The 17,755-nt window shown below is 67.1% G+C and carries 16 protein-coding genes; 6 read left to right on the forward strand and 10 right to left on the reverse strand.

What is annotated here, in order from left to right:
• Positions 1 to 14: 14 nt before the first annotated feature.
• The 5 genes from lnt to hisS form a co-directional block, all read right to left on the reverse strand.
• Complete coding sequence (gene lnt, locus MKP08_RS02100) at positions 15 to 1,589, reverse strand: apolipoprotein N-acyltransferase (RefSeq protein ID WP_241554686.1); 1,575 nt, start codon at positions 1,587 to 1,589, stop codon at positions 15 to 17.
• A 26-nt stretch (positions 1,590 to 1,615) separates the two neighbouring features.
• Positions 1,616 to 2,326, reverse strand: a complete 711-nt coding sequence (locus MKP08_RS02105) for a DUF4167 domain-containing protein (RefSeq protein WP_241554687.1) — start codon at positions 2,324 to 2,326, stop codon at positions 1,616 to 1,618.
• 201 nt (positions 2,327 to 2,527) lie between these two features.
• Positions 2,528 to 3,379 carry a peptide chain release factor N(5)-glutamine methyltransferase gene (gene prmC / locus MKP08_RS02110; protein ID WP_241554688.1) on the reverse strand — a complete coding sequence of 284 codons (852 nt, stop codon included), beginning with the start codon at positions 3,377 to 3,379 and terminating at the stop codon, positions 2,528 to 2,530.
• Positions 3,380 to 3,498: 119 nt separating this feature from the next.
• Entirely contained in the window at positions 3,499 to 4,566 is a 1,068-nt protein-coding gene (gene prfA / locus MKP08_RS02115) for a peptide chain release factor 1 (RefSeq protein WP_241554689.1), read from the reverse strand.
• Between the two features lie 85 nt (positions 4,567 to 4,651).
• The gene (gene hisS / locus MKP08_RS02120) at positions 4,652 to 5,908 is read right to left on the reverse strand and encodes a histidine--tRNA ligase (RefSeq protein ID WP_241554690.1); all 1,257 of its coding nucleotides are present in this window, start codon (positions 5,906 to 5,908) and stop codon (positions 4,652 to 4,654) included.
• Between the two features lie 103 nt (positions 5,909 to 6,011).
• Here hisS and MKP08_RS02125 point away from each other — a divergent pair, with 103 nt between their 5' ends.
• On the forward strand, positions 6,012 to 7,973 hold the full coding sequence (locus tag MKP08_RS02125; RefSeq protein WP_241554691.1) for a M61 family metallopeptidase: 1,962 nt from the start codon (positions 6,012 to 6,014) through the stop codon (positions 7,971 to 7,973).
• Positions 7,974 to 8,099: 126 nt separating this feature from the next.
• Complete coding sequence (ppa, locus tag MKP08_RS02130) at positions 8,100 to 8,648, forward strand: inorganic diphosphatase (RefSeq protein WP_215227267.1); 549 nt, start codon at positions 8,100 to 8,102, stop codon at positions 8,646 to 8,648.
• A 20-nt stretch (positions 8,649 to 8,668) separates the two neighbouring features.
• Here the strand turns inward: ppa and MKP08_RS02135 are convergent, their stop codons facing one another.
• Positions 8,669 to 10,075 carry a mechanosensitive ion channel family protein gene (locus MKP08_RS02135; RefSeq protein WP_241554692.1) on the reverse strand — a complete coding sequence of 469 codons (1,407 nt, stop codon included), beginning with the start codon at positions 10,073 to 10,075 and terminating at the stop codon, positions 8,669 to 8,671.
• Between the two features lie 38 nt (positions 10,076 to 10,113).
• A complete protein-coding gene (locus MKP08_RS02140; protein ID WP_241554693.1) occupies positions 10,114 to 10,494 on the reverse strand; it encodes a hypothetical protein in 381 nt (126 codons plus the stop codon).
• A 151-nt stretch (positions 10,495 to 10,645) separates the two neighbouring features.
• Here MKP08_RS02140 and lptB point away from each other — a divergent pair, with 151 nt between their 5' ends.
• The 3 genes from lptB (at position 10,646) to ctrA (ending at position 13,864) form a co-directional block, all read left to right on the forward strand.
• The gene (gene lptB / locus MKP08_RS02145; protein ID WP_215227264.1) at positions 10,646 to 11,443 is read left to right on the forward strand and encodes an LPS export ABC transporter ATP-binding protein; all 798 of its coding nucleotides are present in this window, start codon (positions 10,646 to 10,648) and stop codon (positions 11,441 to 11,443) included.
• A gap of 100 nt (positions 11,444 to 11,543) precedes the next feature.
• Complete coding sequence (rpoN, locus tag MKP08_RS02150) at positions 11,544 to 13,004, forward strand: RNA polymerase factor sigma-54 (protein WP_241554694.1); 1,461 nt, start codon at positions 11,544 to 11,546, stop codon at positions 13,002 to 13,004.
• Between the two features lie 164 nt (positions 13,005 to 13,168).
• Entirely contained in the window at positions 13,169 to 13,864 is a 696-nt protein-coding gene (gene ctrA, locus MKP08_RS02155) for a response regulator transcription factor CtrA (RefSeq protein ID WP_215227262.1), read from the forward strand.
• A gap of 84 nt (positions 13,865 to 13,948) precedes the next feature.
• Here ctrA and dut read toward each other — a convergent pair whose 3' ends face one another.
• Positions 13,949 to 14,407, reverse strand: a complete 459-nt coding sequence (gene dut, locus MKP08_RS02160; protein ID WP_241554695.1) for a dUTP diphosphatase — start codon at positions 14,405 to 14,407, stop codon at positions 13,949 to 13,951.
• The gene (gene coaBC / locus MKP08_RS02165) at positions 14,404 to 15,654 is read right to left on the reverse strand and encodes a bifunctional phosphopantothenoylcysteine decarboxylase/phosphopantothenate--cysteine ligase CoaBC (RefSeq protein ID WP_241554696.1); all 1,251 of its coding nucleotides are present in this window, start codon (positions 15,652 to 15,654) and stop codon (positions 14,404 to 14,406) included. The genes dut and coaBC overlap by 4 nt, the downstream gene beginning before the upstream one ends.
• A gap of 89 nt (positions 15,655 to 15,743) precedes the next feature.
• On the opposite strand from coaBC, the gene MKP08_RS02170 reads away from it, so the two are divergent.
• A complete protein-coding gene (locus MKP08_RS02170) occupies positions 15,744 to 16,160 on the forward strand; it encodes a DUF4345 family protein (RefSeq protein ID WP_241554697.1) in 417 nt (138 codons plus the stop codon).
• On the opposite strand, the gene ubiB is transcribed toward MKP08_RS02170, so the two are convergent.
• Positions 16,157 to 17,722, reverse strand: coding sequence for a 2-polyprenylphenol 6-hydroxylase (gene ubiB, locus MKP08_RS02175; protein ID WP_215227258.1), 1,566 nt, complete (start codon positions 17,720 to 17,722; stop codon positions 16,157 to 16,159). The genes MKP08_RS02170 and ubiB overlap by 4 nt on opposite strands.
• Positions 17,723 to 17,755: the final 33 nt, after the last annotated feature.

Genomic DNA, 17,755 nt, shown 5'->3' on the forward strand with positions numbered 1-17,755 from the left:
TATGTCCCCGTCTGTTAGCGCGGCCTCCGGCGCATGGCAACCAGCGAGGCGAGCAGGAACGCCGCCGCCCATGCCAGTGCCAGCGCGTTGCCGAAGCGGGCGAAGAGCGTGGGTGCCTTCGCCGCGGGGACGAGCCCCGTCAGCCGCCCGGCGACGCCATGCGGCAGGTGCTGGCGGACCACGCCGTTCGCGTCGATCACGCCGCTGATCCCGTTCACGGTGGAGCGCAGCACCGGCAGCCCCTCCTCGATCGCGCGCATGCGGGATTGCGCGAAATGCTGGGGCGGGCCCCAGGCGCCGAACCAGCCGTCGTTCGACGGGGTGAAGATGTAATCGGGCCGGTGGGCACGATCGACGACCTCGCCGGAGAACACGATCTCGTAGCAGATCTGCACCCCGACCTTCCCGTAGTCGCCCAGGTCGATCGTACGCGCGCCCGGCCCGGCGAGGAAATCGAACGCCCCCGCGACCAGCCGCGATGCGCCCAGCGGCTCCAGCAGCCAGCGCAGCGGCAGATATTCGCCGTAGGGGACCAGATGCGCCTTGCGATAGCTGCCGACGATGTCGCCGTCGGGATCGAGCGCGGTCACCACGTTGTAGGCACCGATGGCCCGCTGGCGCGCCGGATCGATCACCAGATCGACATTGCCGGTCAGCAAGCGGCTGTCCGGGCCGATCACCTGGCCGAGCCGCTTGCGCGCGAATCGCGGATCGCGCCCGGCTGTGGTTTCGTCGTAATAGCGCTGCGGATAGCCGGGCCGCAGATAGTCGGGCAGGCCGCTTTCCGGCCACAGCACGATCCGCCGACCGTCATCCTGCTGCCGCGCGGAAAGCCCGGCCATGGTCAGGAAGGCGGGCTCGTATTCGCGCGGATCGACGAGCTGGTCTTGGCTGAGATTGGGCTGCACCAGCGTATAGCGCAGGTCCGTGTCGCGCTGCGCCGGCGCAGGGAAATACATGCCCAGCGCCACGGCGGCAAAAGCGCCGGCACCCGCAGCCCAATGGCGCCGCTCCAGCAATTCGAAAAGCAGCCGCCCGAGGAGGACGGCGCAGGCCGACAGGGCGTAGGTCCCCATGAACGGCAGCAGCGCCGCCAACCCGGTCCGGTCCATCGGGCCGAGCAGCAACAGGCTGAAGGGCCCCCAGGCATAGCCGGTGAAGACCCAGCTGCGCAGCCATTCGGTAATGGTCCACAGCCCCGCATAGGCGAGCGCGAAGGGCAGCGTGCGGGTGCGCCCGAACAGCCTTTGCGCCGCCGCGGCGGCAAGGGCGGGATAGACTGCGAGATAAAGGGAGAGCAGCGGCACCGCGAACCAGCCGAGGATGGCCGGCATGTTCGACTGGTGCGTGAACGCAGTGGCGATCCAGTTGTCCGCCACGGTGAAATGCGCGACGCCGAACAGCCAGCCGAGCCAGGCGGCCCGGCGCATGCTGCCGCTGCGATGAAGGATATGGCCCGCCGCGCCCATCGCAAGCAGGGCGACCGGCCACAGGCCGAGCGGCGGAAACCCGGTTGCGGCCAGCGCGCCGAGCGCCAGCATCGACCAGGCCGGATAGCGCAGCAGAATTCGATCGGTCAGCCGGGCCATGATACGGCGCGCCTCGCGGTCGTCGCTCAGCCGACCGCGCTCATCCTGCCGTCGTCGCCCTGATCGTCGCTATCCTTGGCCACCTTGCGGGTGCGGCGCGGCTTGCGCGCAGGCGCGGCGTCGCCGTCGGCACCGATCGAGGGCGGCAGAACCGTCGCGTCGATTTCGCCCTCGACACCCTTCTCGCCTTCCTTGGCGCGAGGGGTGCGCGGCTTGCGAGCCTTGCGCGGCTTTTCTTCCCGCTCCGCATCGTCGCCGGAGTTGCGACCGCCAGCACGATCGGCCGAGCGATCGGTATCGTCGGAGCGATTGTCCTCGCCGTCGTCGCCATCCCGGTCGCGGCGCGACCGGCGGCGGGGGCTGTGCTGCTGGTCGTCGCCGTCGTCGCGGCGCTGGCGCGGCTGGCGGCGCGCACTGCGCCGATCGTCGTCCTCGTCGTCACCATCGTTGTCGTCGTTCGACTGCTCGCGATCGTCGCGCTTGGCGCGCTGTTCGTCCTGACGTGCCTTGTTGTCGGCGATCACGCGGAAATAATGGTCGGCGAACTGCAGGTAGTATTCCGCCTGCACGCGATCGCCGTGATGCTGCGCGTCCTGCGCCAGCTTCTTGTACTTGTCGAGCAGCTGGGGGGCGTTGCCCCGCGCCCGGCTGTCGATGCGATTCTGGTTGTTGCCACCGCCGCTCTGATTGCGATTGCCGCGGCCGCGACGCCGATTGTTTCGATTGTTGTTGTTCAAGGAAATATCTTCCTCACACTCGGGCTGATAGAAAAGGGGTGCCCGTCCCGACCCCTCGTCGCGCCGACACCATTCTCAGGGCGCGACCGTCATTTGCGTTGCTGACAAGCGGCTTCCGCCCGAACCTCTGCGCAAATGTTGGATCAAGACCGCGAAAGCGCCACGCGGCTTCCTGCCGGTCTTGACAGCGAAATAGCGCGCCTATTCGCCTTTGCCAAGACCCCAGCGCAGAATAAGCGCACGGTCCCTGTGGGCAAGGTCGCGTGCCACCTTTACCGTGGCAGCGGCGGAAACGGCCAGGTCGGACACCGCCCCCGCCTGCGTCGCGCCAATTTCCAGCACGGCCACGCCGCCGGGGGTCAGCAGCGATTCGAGGTGCGGCACCAATACGCGATAGTCGTCAAGCCCGTCCGCCCCGGCGAACAACGCTTCTGCGGGCTCGTGCTCGCGGACGCAGGCGTCGAGTGCAGCGTCATCTTCCACATAGGGCGGGTTGCACAAGACAAGGTCGAACGTGCCCAGATCGCGCTGCCAGTCGCCCTTGCGCCAGTTGCGCCGCAGAAAGCGGCTCCGCTCCGCCAGCCCCAGCTTCGTCGCATTGCACTGCGCCACCCGCAGCGCGGGCATCGACGCGTCCAGCGCCACCCCTTGCGCTTCGGGCCACAGCGCCAGGGCCGCCAGCAGCAGCGCGCCCGACCCGGTACCAAGGTCGAGGATGCGCTGCGGCGATTCACCATCGGCAAAATGCTCCCTTGCGGCATCGATCAGCGTCTCGCTGTCGCCGCGCGGGATAAGCACGGCCGGCGTGACCTGCAGCTCCAACCCGTAGAACTCCGCGCTGCCGGTGATGTAGGCGACCGGTTCGTGCGCCAGCCGCCGCGCGAACAGCGGCGCGAACCCCTCGGGCGGAGGATCGCGCATGTGGTGCAGCAGCATAACCGAACGCGAGACGCCCAGCGCATGGGCCATAAGCAGCTCGGCATCGATCCGCGCGGTGTCCGAGGTGACGGAAAGGCGCGCGGTCGCCTCGCGTAGAGCTTCAGAAACGGTCACGAAAACAAACCGCTCGTGCTGAGCTTGTCGAAGCACCGCCTTTCACTTCCGGTGTGCCGCTCCGAAGAAAATGCGATCCTTCGACAAACTCAGGATGAGCGGATTTGAGGATACATATCTCACCCATCCAGCGCCGCCAGCCGCTTGGCTTCGTCCTCCGCCGTCAGCGCGTCGATCAGTTCGGCGAGGCCCGGCCCGGCGATGATTTCGGGCAGCTTGTGCAGCGTCAGCCCGATCCGGTGATCGGTCACGCGCCCTTGCGGGAAATTGTAGGTGCGGATCCGTTCGGAGCGGTCGCCCGAACCCACCATCGCCTTCCTCGCCTCGGCCTCGGCCCCCTGCGTCGCCTCGCGCTGCTGCTCGTAAAGCCGCGCGCGCAGCACCTGCATCGCCTTCTCGCGGTTCTTGTGCTGGCTGCGCCCGTCCTGACACGTCACCACCAGCCCCGTGGGTAGGTGCGTGATCCGGATCGCGGAGTCGGTCGTGTTGACGTGCTGCCCGCCCGCGCCGCTCGCGCGGTAGGTGTCGATCTTGAGGTCGCCCGCGTCGATCTGTACGTCCACCTCGTCGGGTTCTGGCAACACGGCGACGGTCGCGGCGCTGGTGTGGATGCGCCCGCCGCTCTCGGTCTCGGGCACGCGCTGCACACGGTGGACGCCGCTTTCGAACTTCAATTTTGCGAACACGCCGGTGCCGGTGACGTTGGCGACGATTTCTTTGAAGCCGCCGACTTCGGACGCGCTCATGCTGACCGGCTCGACCTTCCAGCCCTGCTCGCCCGCGAAGCGTTCGTACATGCGATAAAGGTCGCCCGCGAACAGCGCCGCCTCGTCGCCGCCGGTCCCCGCGCGGATTTCGAGCATCGCGGGCTTCGCATCCGCACTGTCGCGCGGCAGCATGGCGAGCGCGAGCTGGCGCTCCTTTTCCGGCAGGCTTTCGCGGATCGCGGCCAGCTCATCCTCCGCCATGGCGCGCATCTCAGGGTCGGCGAGCATCTCCTCCAGCCCCGCAATCTCCTCGCGCGCGCTGCGCACCTCGGCGGCGATCCGGGCGACCGGCTCCAGCTCGGCATAGTCGCGGCTCGCCTGCACGAACGCGTCGCCCTCGAGCGTACCCGAAGCCAGCCGCGCCTCGATCTCGGCGAAGCGGTTGGCGATCTGGTCGAGGCGTTCGGGGGGGATGGTCACTGGTTTTCTCTAATGTCGTCATCCCGGACTTGATCCGGGATCGGGCTTACTTGGCGCGGCGCTCGAGGAATAGCACCACCCCGGATCAGGTCCGGGGTGACGATGGACCGAAAGATCGTAGCAATTTACCGATGGCAGGATTGAGCGCGCCTTCATCGGTTGCGCCCCAATAACCATCCGGCTTGACCACCAGTAAAGCTTGCGGGTTCTGCTTCACGGCTTTGTCGAAACGCTTCCGAGGGGAGCCGGTGGCAAACAGTTCAGCAGTATATCCTTCACCCCTTATTTCTCTCACGAGCCGGGTAGCACTTGCAAGATACGTCTCATCCTCGACCACGAGCATGGCTTCAACGGGCTCTTCCCCCTTCTCCCCCACCAGCATCGCCAGCCGCTCGATCCCGGCGGCCCAGCCCACTGCTGGCGTAACGGGGCCACCCAGGCTCTCCATCAGTCCGTCATAGCGCCCACCGCCCAGCACCGTGCTCTGGCTGCCGAGTTTCGCTGCTGCATCGCTGCCCTCGTCGGGGACGAATTCGAACGCGGTGTGGCGGTAGTAGTCGAGGCCGCGCACCAGGCTCTCGGCGCGGGTCCATTTCACCCCCGCCGCGTCCAAACCGCTGGTGACGGCATCGAAGAATGCACGCGCGTCGTCCGACAGGAACTGGTCGATCTTCGGCGCATCGGCCACGAAGCGCTGGTCGCGGCGGTCCTTGCTGTCGAGGATGCGTAGCGGGTTCTTCTCCAGCCGTTCCTGCGAATCTTCCGAAAGTTCGTCCTTCACGGCGCGGAAATGCTCGACCAGCGCGGCGCGCCAGGCCTCGCGGCTGTCGCCATCGCCCAGCGTGTTGAGGTGGAGCGTCACGCCGGTGATGCCCAATTCGCGCAGCAACTGGTCCGCCATGGCCAGCAGTTCCACGTCCGCCTGCGGTTCGCCTGCGCCGATGATCTCGGCGTCGATCTGGTGGAACTGGCGATAGCGGCCCTTCTGCGGGCGCTCGTAACGGAACAGCGGCCCGTGCGTCGCGAGCTTCAACGGCGCATGCTGCTGCCAGCCATTGGTCAGAAAGGCGCGCGCGATCCCGGCGGTGAATTCGGGCCGCAGCGTCAGCGAATCGCCGCCGCGATCCTCGAACGAGTACATCTCCTTGGAGACGATGTCGGTCGTCTCGCCGATCGAACGGGCGAACACCTCGGTCTTCTCGAACACCGGCATTTCGGCGCGGCGAAAGCGGTAGAGCTTGCGCACGCGCTCGAACGTCTCGACCACGAAGGCGAAGGCCTCCGCCTCTGCCCCGAAAATGTCCTGCGTGCCGCGTATGGCCTGCGGTGTGTTCCTGCTCATGCCCAAATCCTGTTCATGGGCGCGCGCTTAGCGCGGCGGGCGGCGAAGCGAAAGCATGATACCCCGTTGCATGGACGCGCCGATCCGCGCATGGGATGCGATCATGAAGCACCTCTCTCTCGGCACCGCGCTCGCCGCTGCCCTCCTCGCCCTTCCCCTCTCCGCCCCCGCATCGGCGCAGGACATCCGGCCCGCGGGCAATTCCGCGCCGGTCGAACAGCAGCTGGCCGACCAGACCCCGCTGCCCAGCGACACGGCGTGGCCGGGCGGCACGATCTCGCTCGACATCGATGCGACCGATACGGTGCGGGGCATCTACCGCGTGACGGAAACGATCCCGGTGACCGGCGGCATGCGCGAGCTGCACCTGCTGTTCCCCGAATGGCTGCCCGGCAATCACGCCGCGCGCGGCCCGATCAACCTCGTCAGCGGGTTCCAGTTCACCTCCGGCGGGAAGACGCTGGAATGGACCCGCAATCCGCTCGACGTGTACGAGATCATCGTCTCGGTCCCGCAGGGGGCGAAGAACGTGGTCGCGAATTTCGTCCACACCTCGCCGGTAGACGGCAGCGAGGGGCGGATCACGATGACGCCCGAAATGCTGAACCTGCAGTGGGAGAAGATGAGCTTCTACCCCGCCGGCCATTACACCCGCCGCATCGCGATCAAGCCGACGGTGAAGTTCCCGGCCGGATGGACCGCCTTCACCGCGCTCGATGGACAGAGGCGCAGCGGCGATACGGTCACCTGGCAGACCGTGGATTACGAGACGCTGGTCGATTCGCCGATCTTCGCAGGCAAATATGCCAAGCAGTGGCAGCTCGATCCCGCGGTGAAGCTCGACGCGATCGCCGACAAGCCGAAATATCTCGATCTCGCGCCGGAAAACCTCGCGCATTTCGAGAAGCTGATCGACGAGGCCGACGCGCTGTTCGGCGCGCGCCATTTCGACCATTACGACATCCTGCTGGCGATGACCGACACGATGGGGGGCATCGGGCTGGAGCATCACCGCTCTGCCGAGAACCAGTACGAGCCGACCGCCCTGACCGACTGGGACGCGATGGACTGGGACCACAACGTCGTCAGCCATGAACTGGTGCATAGCTGGAACGGCAAGTTCCGCCGTCCGTCCGACCTGTGGACGCCCGACTATCGCACCCCGATGCAGGACACGCTGCTGTGGGTGTACGAGGGGCAGACCCAGTTCTGGGGCTGGGTCCTAGCCGCGCGCAGCGGGCTGCAGAAGAAGCAGACCTTCCTCGATGCCTTCGCGACCTACGCCGCGAACTATGCCGAAGGGCAGCCGGGCCGCGCCTATCGCTCGGTCGAGGATACGACCCACGATCCGATCATCAATTCGCGCGCGCCGCTGCCCTATTCCTCGCTCAGCCGCAGCGAGGACTATTACGTCGAGGGCGCGCTGGTCTGGCTCGAAGCCGACCAGATCATCCGCGAAGGCACGAACGGGGCGAAGGGGCTGGACGATTTCGCCAAGGCGTTCTTCGGCGTGCGCGACGGGGACTGGGGCGAACTGCCCTACGATTTCGACGAGGTCGTCTCCACTCTGAATGGCGTTTACCCCTACGATTGGGCGAACTTCCTCACCACCCGCCTGTACGGGGTCAACCAGCCCGCACCGCTCCGCGGCCTGAACATGGCCGGATACAAGCTGGTCTGGAAGGAAGAGCCCAACAGCTACGACAAGGGGCGCATGGGCGGGTACAACTATACCAGCCTTACTTACTCGCTGGGGGTCAACCTGACGGATAACGGCACGGTCAGCTCCACGCTGTGGGACGGACCGGCCTTCGATGCCGGGCTGGTCGACGGCAGCCAGATCCTGGCCGTGAACGGCACCGCCTATTCGAAGGAAGCGATCATGGACGCGATCACCGCGGCCAAGGGGACCAAGGACCCGATCGAGCTGATGGTGAAACGCGGCGATGCCTATCGCACCGTGAAAATCGATTACCACGACGGGCTGCGCTATCCCTATCTGGAAAAGACCGGAGAGGGCGAGCACGGGCTCGACCGGCTGCTGGCACCGCGTACCGGCGGCTGAGCCCGCCCGGCGCGGCGGCGGGGCAGGCTTTGCCGCGCCGCACAAAATGCGTTGCGATGCGCGCGACGGTTGCCTAGGCCCCGTCGCGCGTCCTCGTTTCTAGAGAATACGGAAAAAAAGACCCCCATGCGTATCGACCTGATCCCCACCGGGCCCAACCCGCCCGCGGAACTCAACGTCATCATCGAGGTGCCGACCGGCGGCGAGCCCGTGAAGTACGAGTTCGACAAGGAATCGGGCGCGCTGTTCGTCGACCGCATCCTGCACACCCCGATGCGCTATCCGGCGAATTACGGCTTCGTACCCCACACGCTCAGCCCCGACGGCGATCCGCTCGACGCGCTGGTAATCGCGCGCAGCCCCTTCATCCCCGGCTGCGTGGTCCGCGCCCGCCCGATCGGCGTCCTCAATCTCGAGGACGAGCATGGCGGGGACGAGAAGCTGGTCTGCGTGCCGCTGGACACCACCTTCCCCTATTACTCCGACGTCGGCGAGACCAAGGATCTGCCGAGCATCATCTTCCAGCAGATCGAGCACTTCTTCACCCATTACAAGGATCTGGAGAAGGAGAAGTGGGTGCGGATCGGGCAGTGGGGCGATGCGGCCGAAGCGCGCCGGGTCGTGCTCGAGGCGATCGAACTGGCGAAGAGCGAGGCGGCGAAGAAGAACGGCTGAGCCGCCGCGCGACGCGGACGTTACTCGATCGGCCTGCCGCTATCGAGCAGGTCCTTGTCCTTCGTTTCCGCGCGCCGCTCCGCCGCCACCATGCCCGCGATCTCGTCGGCGGGCGTCACGTCCTCGTCCGGATGCGCTGCCGGCTTCGGCGCCGGTGATACCGGGGGCGGTATCGTTGCCGCCGATGTGGTTTCAGCCATCGCTTCGGTTTCCAGCGGCAGCTTGGCCGAGCGCGGGTCGAAGCGCAGGCGATAGATCGGCTCCGGCAGGCCGAACCCGGCCGCCTCCAGCGCGTCCTTCACCGCGGGAATGGCGTTCGATCGCGCCTTGAAAAAATCCGCCTCGGTCTGGTCGATCCAGGCGAGGAAGCGGATCACGATGTTCGAATCGCCGACCTCCTCTATCCGCGCCTCCGGGGCCGGGTCGGCCAGCACGAAGGGCAGGCCCGCCAACGTGTCGCGCCCCAGCCGCCGGGCGGCGCGCGGATCGTCGTCCGCATCCACCCCCAGCGCGAAGTCGAAGCGGCGCTGCGGATTGCGCGTGTAATTGACGATCACCGCCTTGAAGACGGTGGAATTGGGAATGCGCAAATGGTTGCCGTCCAGCGTCATCAACACGGTCGCGCGACTGGTCAGCCGGATGACGCGCCCTTCCAGATCGTCGATCAGGACGTGATCGTTGGCTCGGAAGGGCTGGCGCACGCTGAGCATGATGGAAGCGACGTAGTTCTCGATCAGGTCGCGCATGGCGAAGCCCAGCGCGATGCCGATGACGCCCGCGCCGCCCAGCACCGCGCCGAGCAGTGCGCCTGCACCGACCATGTCCAGCGCCACCACGATGCCGAGCAGGACGAACACGAAACGCACCGCGCTGCCGATCAGTTCGGCGAGGAAGCCGTTCGGCGCGATCCGGTGCCAGAGCCGCCCGAACCCGCCGAGCAGATAGCCCACCATCGCGATCAGCAGGGCCACGGCCAGCGCGAGACCGATCAGCGGGAGCATGTTCACGAGGCCGCGCAGCTTGCCCGACAGCGCTCCGATGGCGTTCAGCCCCTCCCCCAGCGAAGCGTCGCGGGTGAGACCGTTCTCCACCGTGACCACGCCTTCGACCCGGCTGGCGATCGCCTCCGCCCGGTCGATATCGGCAGCATCGGCGACGCTACCGCTCAGCGTGACGACCCCGTCGCTGACCCGTAGCTGCACATTGGTGTAGGCCGGCAGTTCCCCGAAGATACCGCGCAGCCGCTGCGCGATCCGCGTATCGGTATTCGGATCGGTGGATGTATCGATCGCGGGCGCGGCAACGGTGGGGGTCGGCGACGCACTCGCGGTCGGCAATTGCGCGCTGGCAATGCCCGGCAGGGTCACGACCGCTACCAGCGCGGCCAGTGCCGAGAGAAATGTCTTCAGGATAGACCGCGATCCCATCATCCGGTTCAAGCGGCGAACCGGCGTGGAGTTCCGCCTCAAAACAGCGTGTAGGCCAGCTTGAAGGCGAAAGTGATGACGAATGGCAGTCCGATCGCGATCACCCACAAGGTGATGGCATCGCGCACGAATGGCCCCCTCATCGCCGGGTCGGTGGCGGCGGCATCGTCCAGCTTCGCCCAGCGCCGCTCGAACGCGCGACAGGCCGGGATGATGCCCGCGACCAGGATGACCAGCGCCAGATAGGGCAGCATCGACGGCAGCCCCTCGGCCATCGCCTGCACCGTCACGAAAATCTGCAGGCCGGTATAGACGAGCAGCGCGCTGGCGACGTGATCGCTCATCTTCCTGCGCCAGTTGCGTTTCGCCGGAATGGCGGCCTCGTGCCGATTGGCGATCCTGTGCGCTTGTTGATCCATCACGCTCTTCTCCCACCTTCTCCTGGCAAGGTTTATTCCAGAGAGTCCGGTTCGACGCAAGTTTGCGACTATCGTGCGTTGCATGCACGGACCCTGCCAAATCGATCGATCGGGGGTTCAAACCGCGCGATCGGATGCTAGAGGTTGGCCCATGAGCGCACAGGATGCCGAATACGACACGCCCGCCGCCGAGGAAGTCGAGCGCAGCGCGGCCCCGCCGATCCCGCAGGGCGGGCTCGAAGTCGTGTCCATCGCCAAGAGCTACGACAAGCGGGCGGTCCTCACCGATATCTCGCTGTCCGTAGGCAAGGGCGAGGTGCTCGGCCTGCTCGGCCCCAACGGCGCGGGCAAGACGACCTGCTTCTATTCCATCATGGGACTGGTGAAGCCCGATTCGGGCCGCATCCTGATGGATGGGGAGGATGTGACCAAGTTGCCGATGTATCGCCGCGCGATCCTGGGCCTGGGCTATCTGCCGCAGGAAACTAGCATCTTCCGCGGGATGACGGTGGAGCAGAACATCAACTGCGTGCTCGAAATGGTCGAGCCCGATGCCGATACGCGGGCCGCCGAGCTCGACCGGCTGCTCGACGAGTTCGGCCTGACTCGGCTCAGGACCAGCCCGGCCATGGCGCTGTCGGGCGGCGAACGGCGCCGGTGCGAAATCGCCCGCGCGCTGGCGGCGAAGCCCTCGATCATGCTGCTCGACGAACCCTTCGCCGGCATCGATCCGCTCTCGATCAGCGACATCCGCGACCTGGTAAAGGATCTGAAGACGCGCGGCATCGGCGTGCTGATCACCGACCACAACGTGCGCGAGACGCTGGAAATCGTGGACCGCGCCTGCATCATCTATGGCGGACAGGTGCTGTTCGCCGGCACGCCCGAGGAACTGGTCGCCGACGCCAATGTCCGCCGGCTCTATCTGGGCGAGGGGTTCACGTTGTGATTATCCGGCCTCTTGCGACGCAATCGCGAGGGGCAAGGGTTGGCGGCCGGGGCCGGCACCGCGCGAGGCGACAGCTCCGCTGGAGCCGGGTCACGCACTGATGGCGCTCGCGCCCCGCCTCGACCTGCGCCAGTCGCAATCGCTGGTAATGACGCCGCAGCTGCAGCAGGCGATCAAGCTGTTGGCGCTCTCCAATCTCGAGATCGAGACCTTCATCGGCGAGGCGCTGGAGGCCAATCCGCTGCTGGAAGCGGGCGAGGTCCGGCGCGAGGATGGCGGGGACGAGCCCGGCGAAGCGCAGGCCCCGTCCGAATACGAGGCCGACAGCGCGGGTGGGGACGAGGCGCTCGACATCGATCCCGGCGCGCTCGACCACGACCGGGACACCGGCGACGGCGAATGGGGCTCGGCGCTGTCCGCCCCCGGTGGTGCCGCGGACGACCTGCCGGGGATCGAGGAAAGACACACCAGCGGCGAGACGCTGGCCGAGCATCTCGATGCGCAGGTCGGCGCGGTGGCGGGCGACGTGCGCGAGGAATTCCTTGCGCGCCACATCATCGGCCTGCTGGACGAGGCGGGCTATCTGCGCAGCGATCTCGCCGAAGTGGCGCGCGATCTGGGCGTGCCGCTGGCCGAGGCGGAACGCGCGCTCGAAGTGGTGCAGGCGCTGGAGCCGACCGGGGTCGGCGCGCGCAATCTGGGCGAATGCCTCGCCCTGCAGGCGAAGGAGGCGGACCGCTACGATCCGTGTATGGCGCGGCTGATCGACAATCTCGATCTCGTCGCGCGCGGCGAGGTCTCCCGGCTCAAGCGCATGTGCGACGTCGACGACGAGGATTTCGCCGACATGCTGGCGGAGCTGCGCGCCTACGATCCCCGGCCCGGCCTCGCGTTCGGCGCGGCGGAGGCGGGCGCGGTGGTGCCCGACATCCTGCTGACCCGCGACCGCGCCGGAAGCTGGAAGATCGCGCTCAATCCCGCCAGCCTTCCGCGCGTCGTGGTGAACCGCGAATATGTGGTCGAGCTGCGCGAGGATTGCCGCGACAAGGCGAGCCGCGGCTGGCTGCGCGAAAAGCTGGCCGACGCGCGCTGGTTGGTGAAGGCGCTCGACCAGCGCCAGCGGACCATCCTGGCGGTGGCGGCGCAGATCGTGGAACAACAGGCCGGTTTCTTCGCCAAGGGGGTCAGCCAGCTGAAGCCGCTGACCCTGCGCCGGGTGGCGGAAGAGATCGAGATGCACGAAAGCACCGTCAGCCGCGTCACCAGCAACAAGTACCTGCACTGCGAGCGTGGGACGTTCGAGCTCAAGTATTTCTTCACCAGCGGGGTCGGCAGCGCCGATGGCGACGGGGCGAGCGCCGAATCGGTCAAGGCCCGCATCCGCGCGCTGACCGAGGCGGAGGATCCCAAGAAGATCCTGTCCGACGACAAGCTGGTCGATCTGCTGAAAGCGGAAGGGTTCGACATCGCCCGCCGCACGGTCGCGAAATATCGCGAGGCCGCGGGGATAGGGTCCAGCGTGGAACGCCGACGCGCGAAAAAGCTGCGCGCGGCCGGATAATCGCCCCGCCTGAGCCGTGTGGCATTAAAGACTCATGAAAAAGCCTTAACGTGTTAAACCGCTTGTTAACCTTTTTCGGTGAGAAACGGGGTGGTTAATAGATAGCAACCGTAGCTGCGATACGGTTACCCGAGCATATCAGGGGCTAACGAAGGGGAGCGCCCATGCGCGTATTGCTGATCGAGGACGAGCCGACGACCGCCAAGGCGATCGAGCTCATGCTGACGACCGAGGGATTCAACGTCTATTCGACCGATCTGGGCGAGGAAGGCCTCGATCTGGGCAAGCTGTACGATTACGACATCATCCTGCTCGACCTGAACCTGCCCGACATGCACGGCTACGACGTGCTGAAGAAGCTGCGCGTCGCCAAGGTGCAGACGCCGGTGCTGATCCTGTCCGGCATCGCCGAGATGGACAGCAAGGTGCGCAGCTTCGGCTTCGGTGCCGACGATTACGTAACCAAACCGTTTCACCGTGACGAGCTGGTCGCGCGTATCCACGCCGTGGTCCGCCGCAGCAAGGGCCACAGCCAGTCGGTCATCCGCACCGGCAAACTGGCGGTCAACCTCGATGCCAAGACCGTCGAGGTCGACGGCGCGCGGGTCCACCTGACCGGCAAGGAATACGCGATGCTGGAGCTGCTCAGCTTGCGCAAGGGCACCACGCTGACCAAGGAAATGTTCCTCAACCACCTCTATGGCGGGATGGACGAACCCGAACTCAAGATCATCGACGTCTTCATCTGCAAGCTGCGCAAGAAGCTCAGCCATGCGTGCGGTGGCGAGAACTATATCGAGACCGTCTGGGGTCGCGGCTACGTGCTGCGCGACCCGATGGAAGAGGCCGAAGCGGCCTGATCACCTGTTAAGTGCCCGTCTCTCCTGTTGGGCCAAAGGCGGCCCGTCATCCCCACCGGATGGCGGGCCGTTTCCTTTCAGGCGTCAGGACAGCGAGGCATGCCCGCCGGTGGAGCCGAACCCGTCGCCGCCGCGAGCGGTCGCATCCAGATCGTCGGCCTCCTGCCATACCGCCCGCGTCACGGGGGCGAGCACCAGCTGGGCCACCCGGTCGCCGCGTTCGATGGCGAACGATTCGGTCCCGTGGTTGATCAGGATCGCCTTCACCTCGCCGCGATAGTCGCTGTCGATCGTGCCGGGCGCGTTCGGCACGGTGATCCCATGGCGCAGCGCCAGGCCCGAACGCGGGCGCACCTGCACCTCGTACCCCGGCGGAATGGCGATCGCGAAGCCGGTCGCGACCGCATGGCGCGCACAGGGCGGAATGATCACGTCCTCCGCACTGACCACGTCCATGCCCGCCGCGCCGTCGGTGGCATAGGCGGGCAGCGGCAGGCCTTCTCCGTGCGGCAGCCGCTTCAGCTTCACCGGGACCTCGCTCATTCGCTTTCCTCCAGCGCGCTCGCAATCCGCTGGACAAGCGCACGGGCGATATCGCCCTTCGCCGCGCGCGGCAGCTCCTCCACACCATGTTCCGACACGATGTGGACCGCGTTCTCTTCGCCGCCCATGACATCGCCGGAAACGTCGTTGGCGACGATCCAGTCGGCCCCCTTCCGCTCCCGCTTGGCGATGGCATTGGCGAGCACGTCGTCGGTTTCCGCGGCGAAGCCGATCAGCAGGCCGGGCCGCTGCGAGGACTTGGCGAGGCCGGCAAGAATATCCGGGTTTTCCGCCAGTTCGAGCGGGGGCGGCGCCCCGCCCTGTTTCTTGAGCTTGCGCGGATGGCTGTCCGCCGCGCGCCAGTCCGCCACCGCGGCCACCATCACGGCGACATCGGCGGGGAGCGCATTCTCCACCGCCGCCGCCATCTCGCGCGCGCTTTCGATATCGACCCGATCGACGCCCGGCGGCGTGTCGAGCGCCACCGGCCCGGCCACGAGTGTCACCCGCGCACCGGCATTGGCAGCGGCAGCAGCGATCGCGAACCCCTGCCGCCCGCTGGAACGGTTGGCGATATAGCGCACCGGATCGATCGGCTCGTGCGTCGGACCGGCGGTTACGAGGACGTGGCGACCGTAGAGCGCGCGGTGCCGGTCATCGGAAAAGTCCGGCTGCCCGGCCAGCGGATCGGCCCCGCCCAGCGCGCTCTCGATGGCGTTCCAGATCGCCTCGGGTTCGGGCAGGCGCCCCGCCCCGAATTCGCCGCAGGCCATCGCCCCCTCGTCGGGGTCGAGCACGGTGACGCCGCGCTGGCGCAGCGTGGCGACATTCGCCTGCGTCGCGGCGTGGCCCCACATGCGCACGTTCATCGCCGGGGCGGCCAGCACGCGCGTATCCGTTGCGAGCAGCAGCGTGGTGGCGAGATCGTCCGCGATGCCAGCCGTCATCTTCGCCAGCAGATCGGCGGTGGCGGGGCAGACGACCACCAGATCGGCCTCGCGGCTGAGCTGAATATGCCCCATCTCGACTTCGTTCTTGAGGTCCCACAGCGTCGTGTAGACGGCGTTCTCGCTCAGCGCGGCGAGCGTCATCGGGGTGACGAAGTGGCTGCCCCCCTCGGTCAGAACGCAGGTGACCGTGCCGCCCCGCTTGCGGATCAGGCGCACCAGCTCGCACGCCTTGTAGGCCGCGATGCCGCCGCCCACGATCAGCAGGATATGCGGTCCGTCGGGGGAATGGGTTGCCACGCGCCTGCCTCGCCTCTTGCCTCGCGCCCCGCCTAGCGAGCGGGCGCGCGATAGGCTAGTGCTTCACGCCAGGAGGCATCGTTTCGCCCATGCGCAATCTTCTTCGCATCCTGCTGGGTTTGGCAGGCCTGTTCTTCACCTATCTCGGCCTTGCCTTCCTGTTCGCACCCGAACAGCAGGGCGCATCGCTGGGGCTGGCGGCGGCGGGTTCGCTCGGACGTTCGACATTGCGGGCCGACATGACCGCGTTCTTCGTGCTGGCGGGCGGGGGATTCCTCTACGCCGCGATCCGTCAGCGGGCGCTCGCGCTCGCCGTGCCCATGGCGCTGTTCGGGATCGCGTTCTTCGGGCGGCTGGTCGGCATCCTGGCGGACGGCGCGACCCACGACGTGTTGTTACCGATGACGGTGGAGGCGCTGATGGTCGCGCTGGGCGCGTTCGGTGCAGCGTGGCTCGCGCGCAAACCGGTGAAGCCGGAAGCGGTCGAGCCGGTCGAGCCGCTCTAGCCTACCCAGCCCAGCGCCATCGCGCCGATCGCGGCCCCGCCGCCGACCAGCGCGGCGAGCAGATAGCCGGGCCAGCGGGCGAGCAGACCGCCCTTGCGGCGGCGGCGTTCCCAGATCAGTTCGACATCGGCCAGCGGCGGCGGCTCGGGCGCGGCCCCCTTCGCCGGGAAGGCGGCATCGATCCGGCGCACCAGATCGGGCAGGCGCAGCAGCGTCTTCGCATCCTCGCGCAACCGGTCGGCCAGCGCCGCCTCCGGCCCCAGCTCGTCGCGGATCCAGCCGCGCACGAAGGGGGCGGACACGTCCCACATGTTGATCTCGGGATCGAGCTGGGTCGCGATCCCTTCGACCATCACCATGGTCTTCTGCAACAGCAGCAGATGCGGCTGGGTCTGCATGTCGAAATCGCGCGTGATCGCGAACAGACCGTCGAGCATCTGGCCGACCGACAGGTCCTTCACCGGCTTGCCCCGCATCGGCTCGCCCACGGCGCGCAGCGCGGTCGCGAATTCGTCGACCGAGTGGTAGCTCGGCACGTATTGCGCCTCGAAATGGATTTCCGCTACGCGGCGATAATCGCCCGTGGTCAGGCCATAGAGGATCTCCGCCAGCCATTGCCGCGCGCGCCGGTCGATCCGGCCCATGATGCCGAAATCGATCGCCACGATGGTGCCATCGGGTTCGACGAACAGGTTGCCCTGATGCATGTCGGCGTGGAAGAAACCCGCGCTGATCGCCTGCGTCAGGAACGCGATCACCAGCCGCTCGGCCAGCGCGGGCAGATCGTGCCCGGCGGCGATCAGGTCGTCGCGGCGGCTGATCTTGATGCCGTCGATCCAGTCGATCGTCATCACCCGGCCGTTGGTCCGGTCCCAGTCGATCGCGGGAATGCGATACCCCTCGAACCCCTTCATCGCCTCGGCCAGTTCGCTGGCGGAGGCGGCCTCGCGCCTGAGATCGAGCTCGCGTTGGGTCCAGCGCTTGAAATTGGCGATCACCAGCCGCGGGCGCAGCCGCGACGCCTCGCCGCCCATCGCCTCGACATGGGCGGCGGCCCATTCGTAGGTTGCGAGATCGCGCTTGAAATGCTCGCGGATATGGGGCCGCAGCACCTTGATCGCGACTTCCCGGCCATCGGTCGTCACCGCGCGATGGACCTGCGCGATCGAAGCGGCGCCGACCGGGTCGGGATCGATCCGCGCGAACAGCGTGTCGAGCGGCTGGGCGAAGGTCGCCGCGATATCGGGCTCGATCTGCGAAAAGGGCACCGGCGGCAGATCGTCCTGCAGCGCCAGCAGATTGTGCGCCGCGTCCTCGCCTACGAGATCGGGCCGCGTCGCCAGCGTCTGTCCCAGCTTGATCGCCGCGGGGCCGATGGCGCGGAAGGCCCCGGCATAGTCGGGCACCGCCGGCTGGCGCGTGCCGAAGCGCGCGAGCCGGACCAGCCGCTGGACCGGCGCGGGCGTATGCGGATCGCGCTCTATCCCGCGCAACGCGCCATACCGCGCCAGCGTGCGGCCCCATTTCAGGAGCCGCCAGATATGGGTCGCGGGGCGGGTCATGTTTTTTGAAGACCCCTCAAGCGCCGGGCGCTT

Source organism: Erythrobacter sp. LQ02-29, assembly GCF_022576075.2.
Taxonomy (GTDB): domain Bacteria; phylum Pseudomonadota; class Alphaproteobacteria; order Sphingomonadales; family Sphingomonadaceae; genus Alteriqipengyuania.

Coding starts and splice junctions, on each gene's coding strand:
- MKP08_RS02140 (WP_241554693.1), bottom strand. CDS start 10,494: ATGGATCAACAAGCGCACAGGATCGCCAATCGGCACGAGGCCGCCATT.
- lnt (WP_241554686.1), bottom strand. CDS start 1,589: ATGGCCCGGCTGACCGATCGAATTCTGCTGCGCTATCCGGCCTGGTCG.
- MKP08_RS02135 (WP_241554692.1), bottom strand. CDS start 10,075: ATGGGATCGCGGTCTATCCTGAAGACATTTCTCTCGGCACTGGCCGCG.
- dut (WP_241554695.1), bottom strand. CDS start 14,407: ATGAGCGAGGTCCCGGTGAAGCTGAAGCGGCTGCCGCACGGAGAAGGC.
- hisS (WP_241554690.1), bottom strand. CDS start 5,908: ATGAGCAGGAACACACCGCAGGCCATACGCGGCACGCAGGACATTTTC.
- rpoN (WP_241554694.1), top strand. CDS start 11,544: ATGGCGCTCGCGCCCCGCCTCGACCTGCGCCAGTCGCAATCGCTGGTA.
- ubiB (WP_215227258.1), bottom strand. CDS start 17,722: ATGACCCGCCCCGCGACCCATATCTGGCGGCTCCTGAAATGGGGCCGC.
- lptB (WP_215227264.1), top strand. CDS start 10,646: ATGAGCGCACAGGATGCCGAATACGACACGCCCGCCGCCGAGGAAGTC.
- ctrA (WP_215227262.1), top strand. CDS start 13,169: ATGCGCGTATTGCTGATCGAGGACGAGCCGACGACCGCCAAGGCGATC.
- MKP08_RS02170 (WP_241554697.1), top strand. CDS start 15,744: ATGCGCAATCTTCTTCGCATCCTGCTGGGTTTGGCAGGCCTGTTCTTC.
- ppa (WP_215227267.1), top strand. CDS start 8,100: ATGCGTATCGACCTGATCCCCACCGGGCCCAACCCGCCCGCGGAACTC.
- MKP08_RS02125 (WP_241554691.1), top strand. CDS start 6,012: ATGAAGCACCTCTCTCTCGGCACCGCGCTCGCCGCTGCCCTCCTCGCC.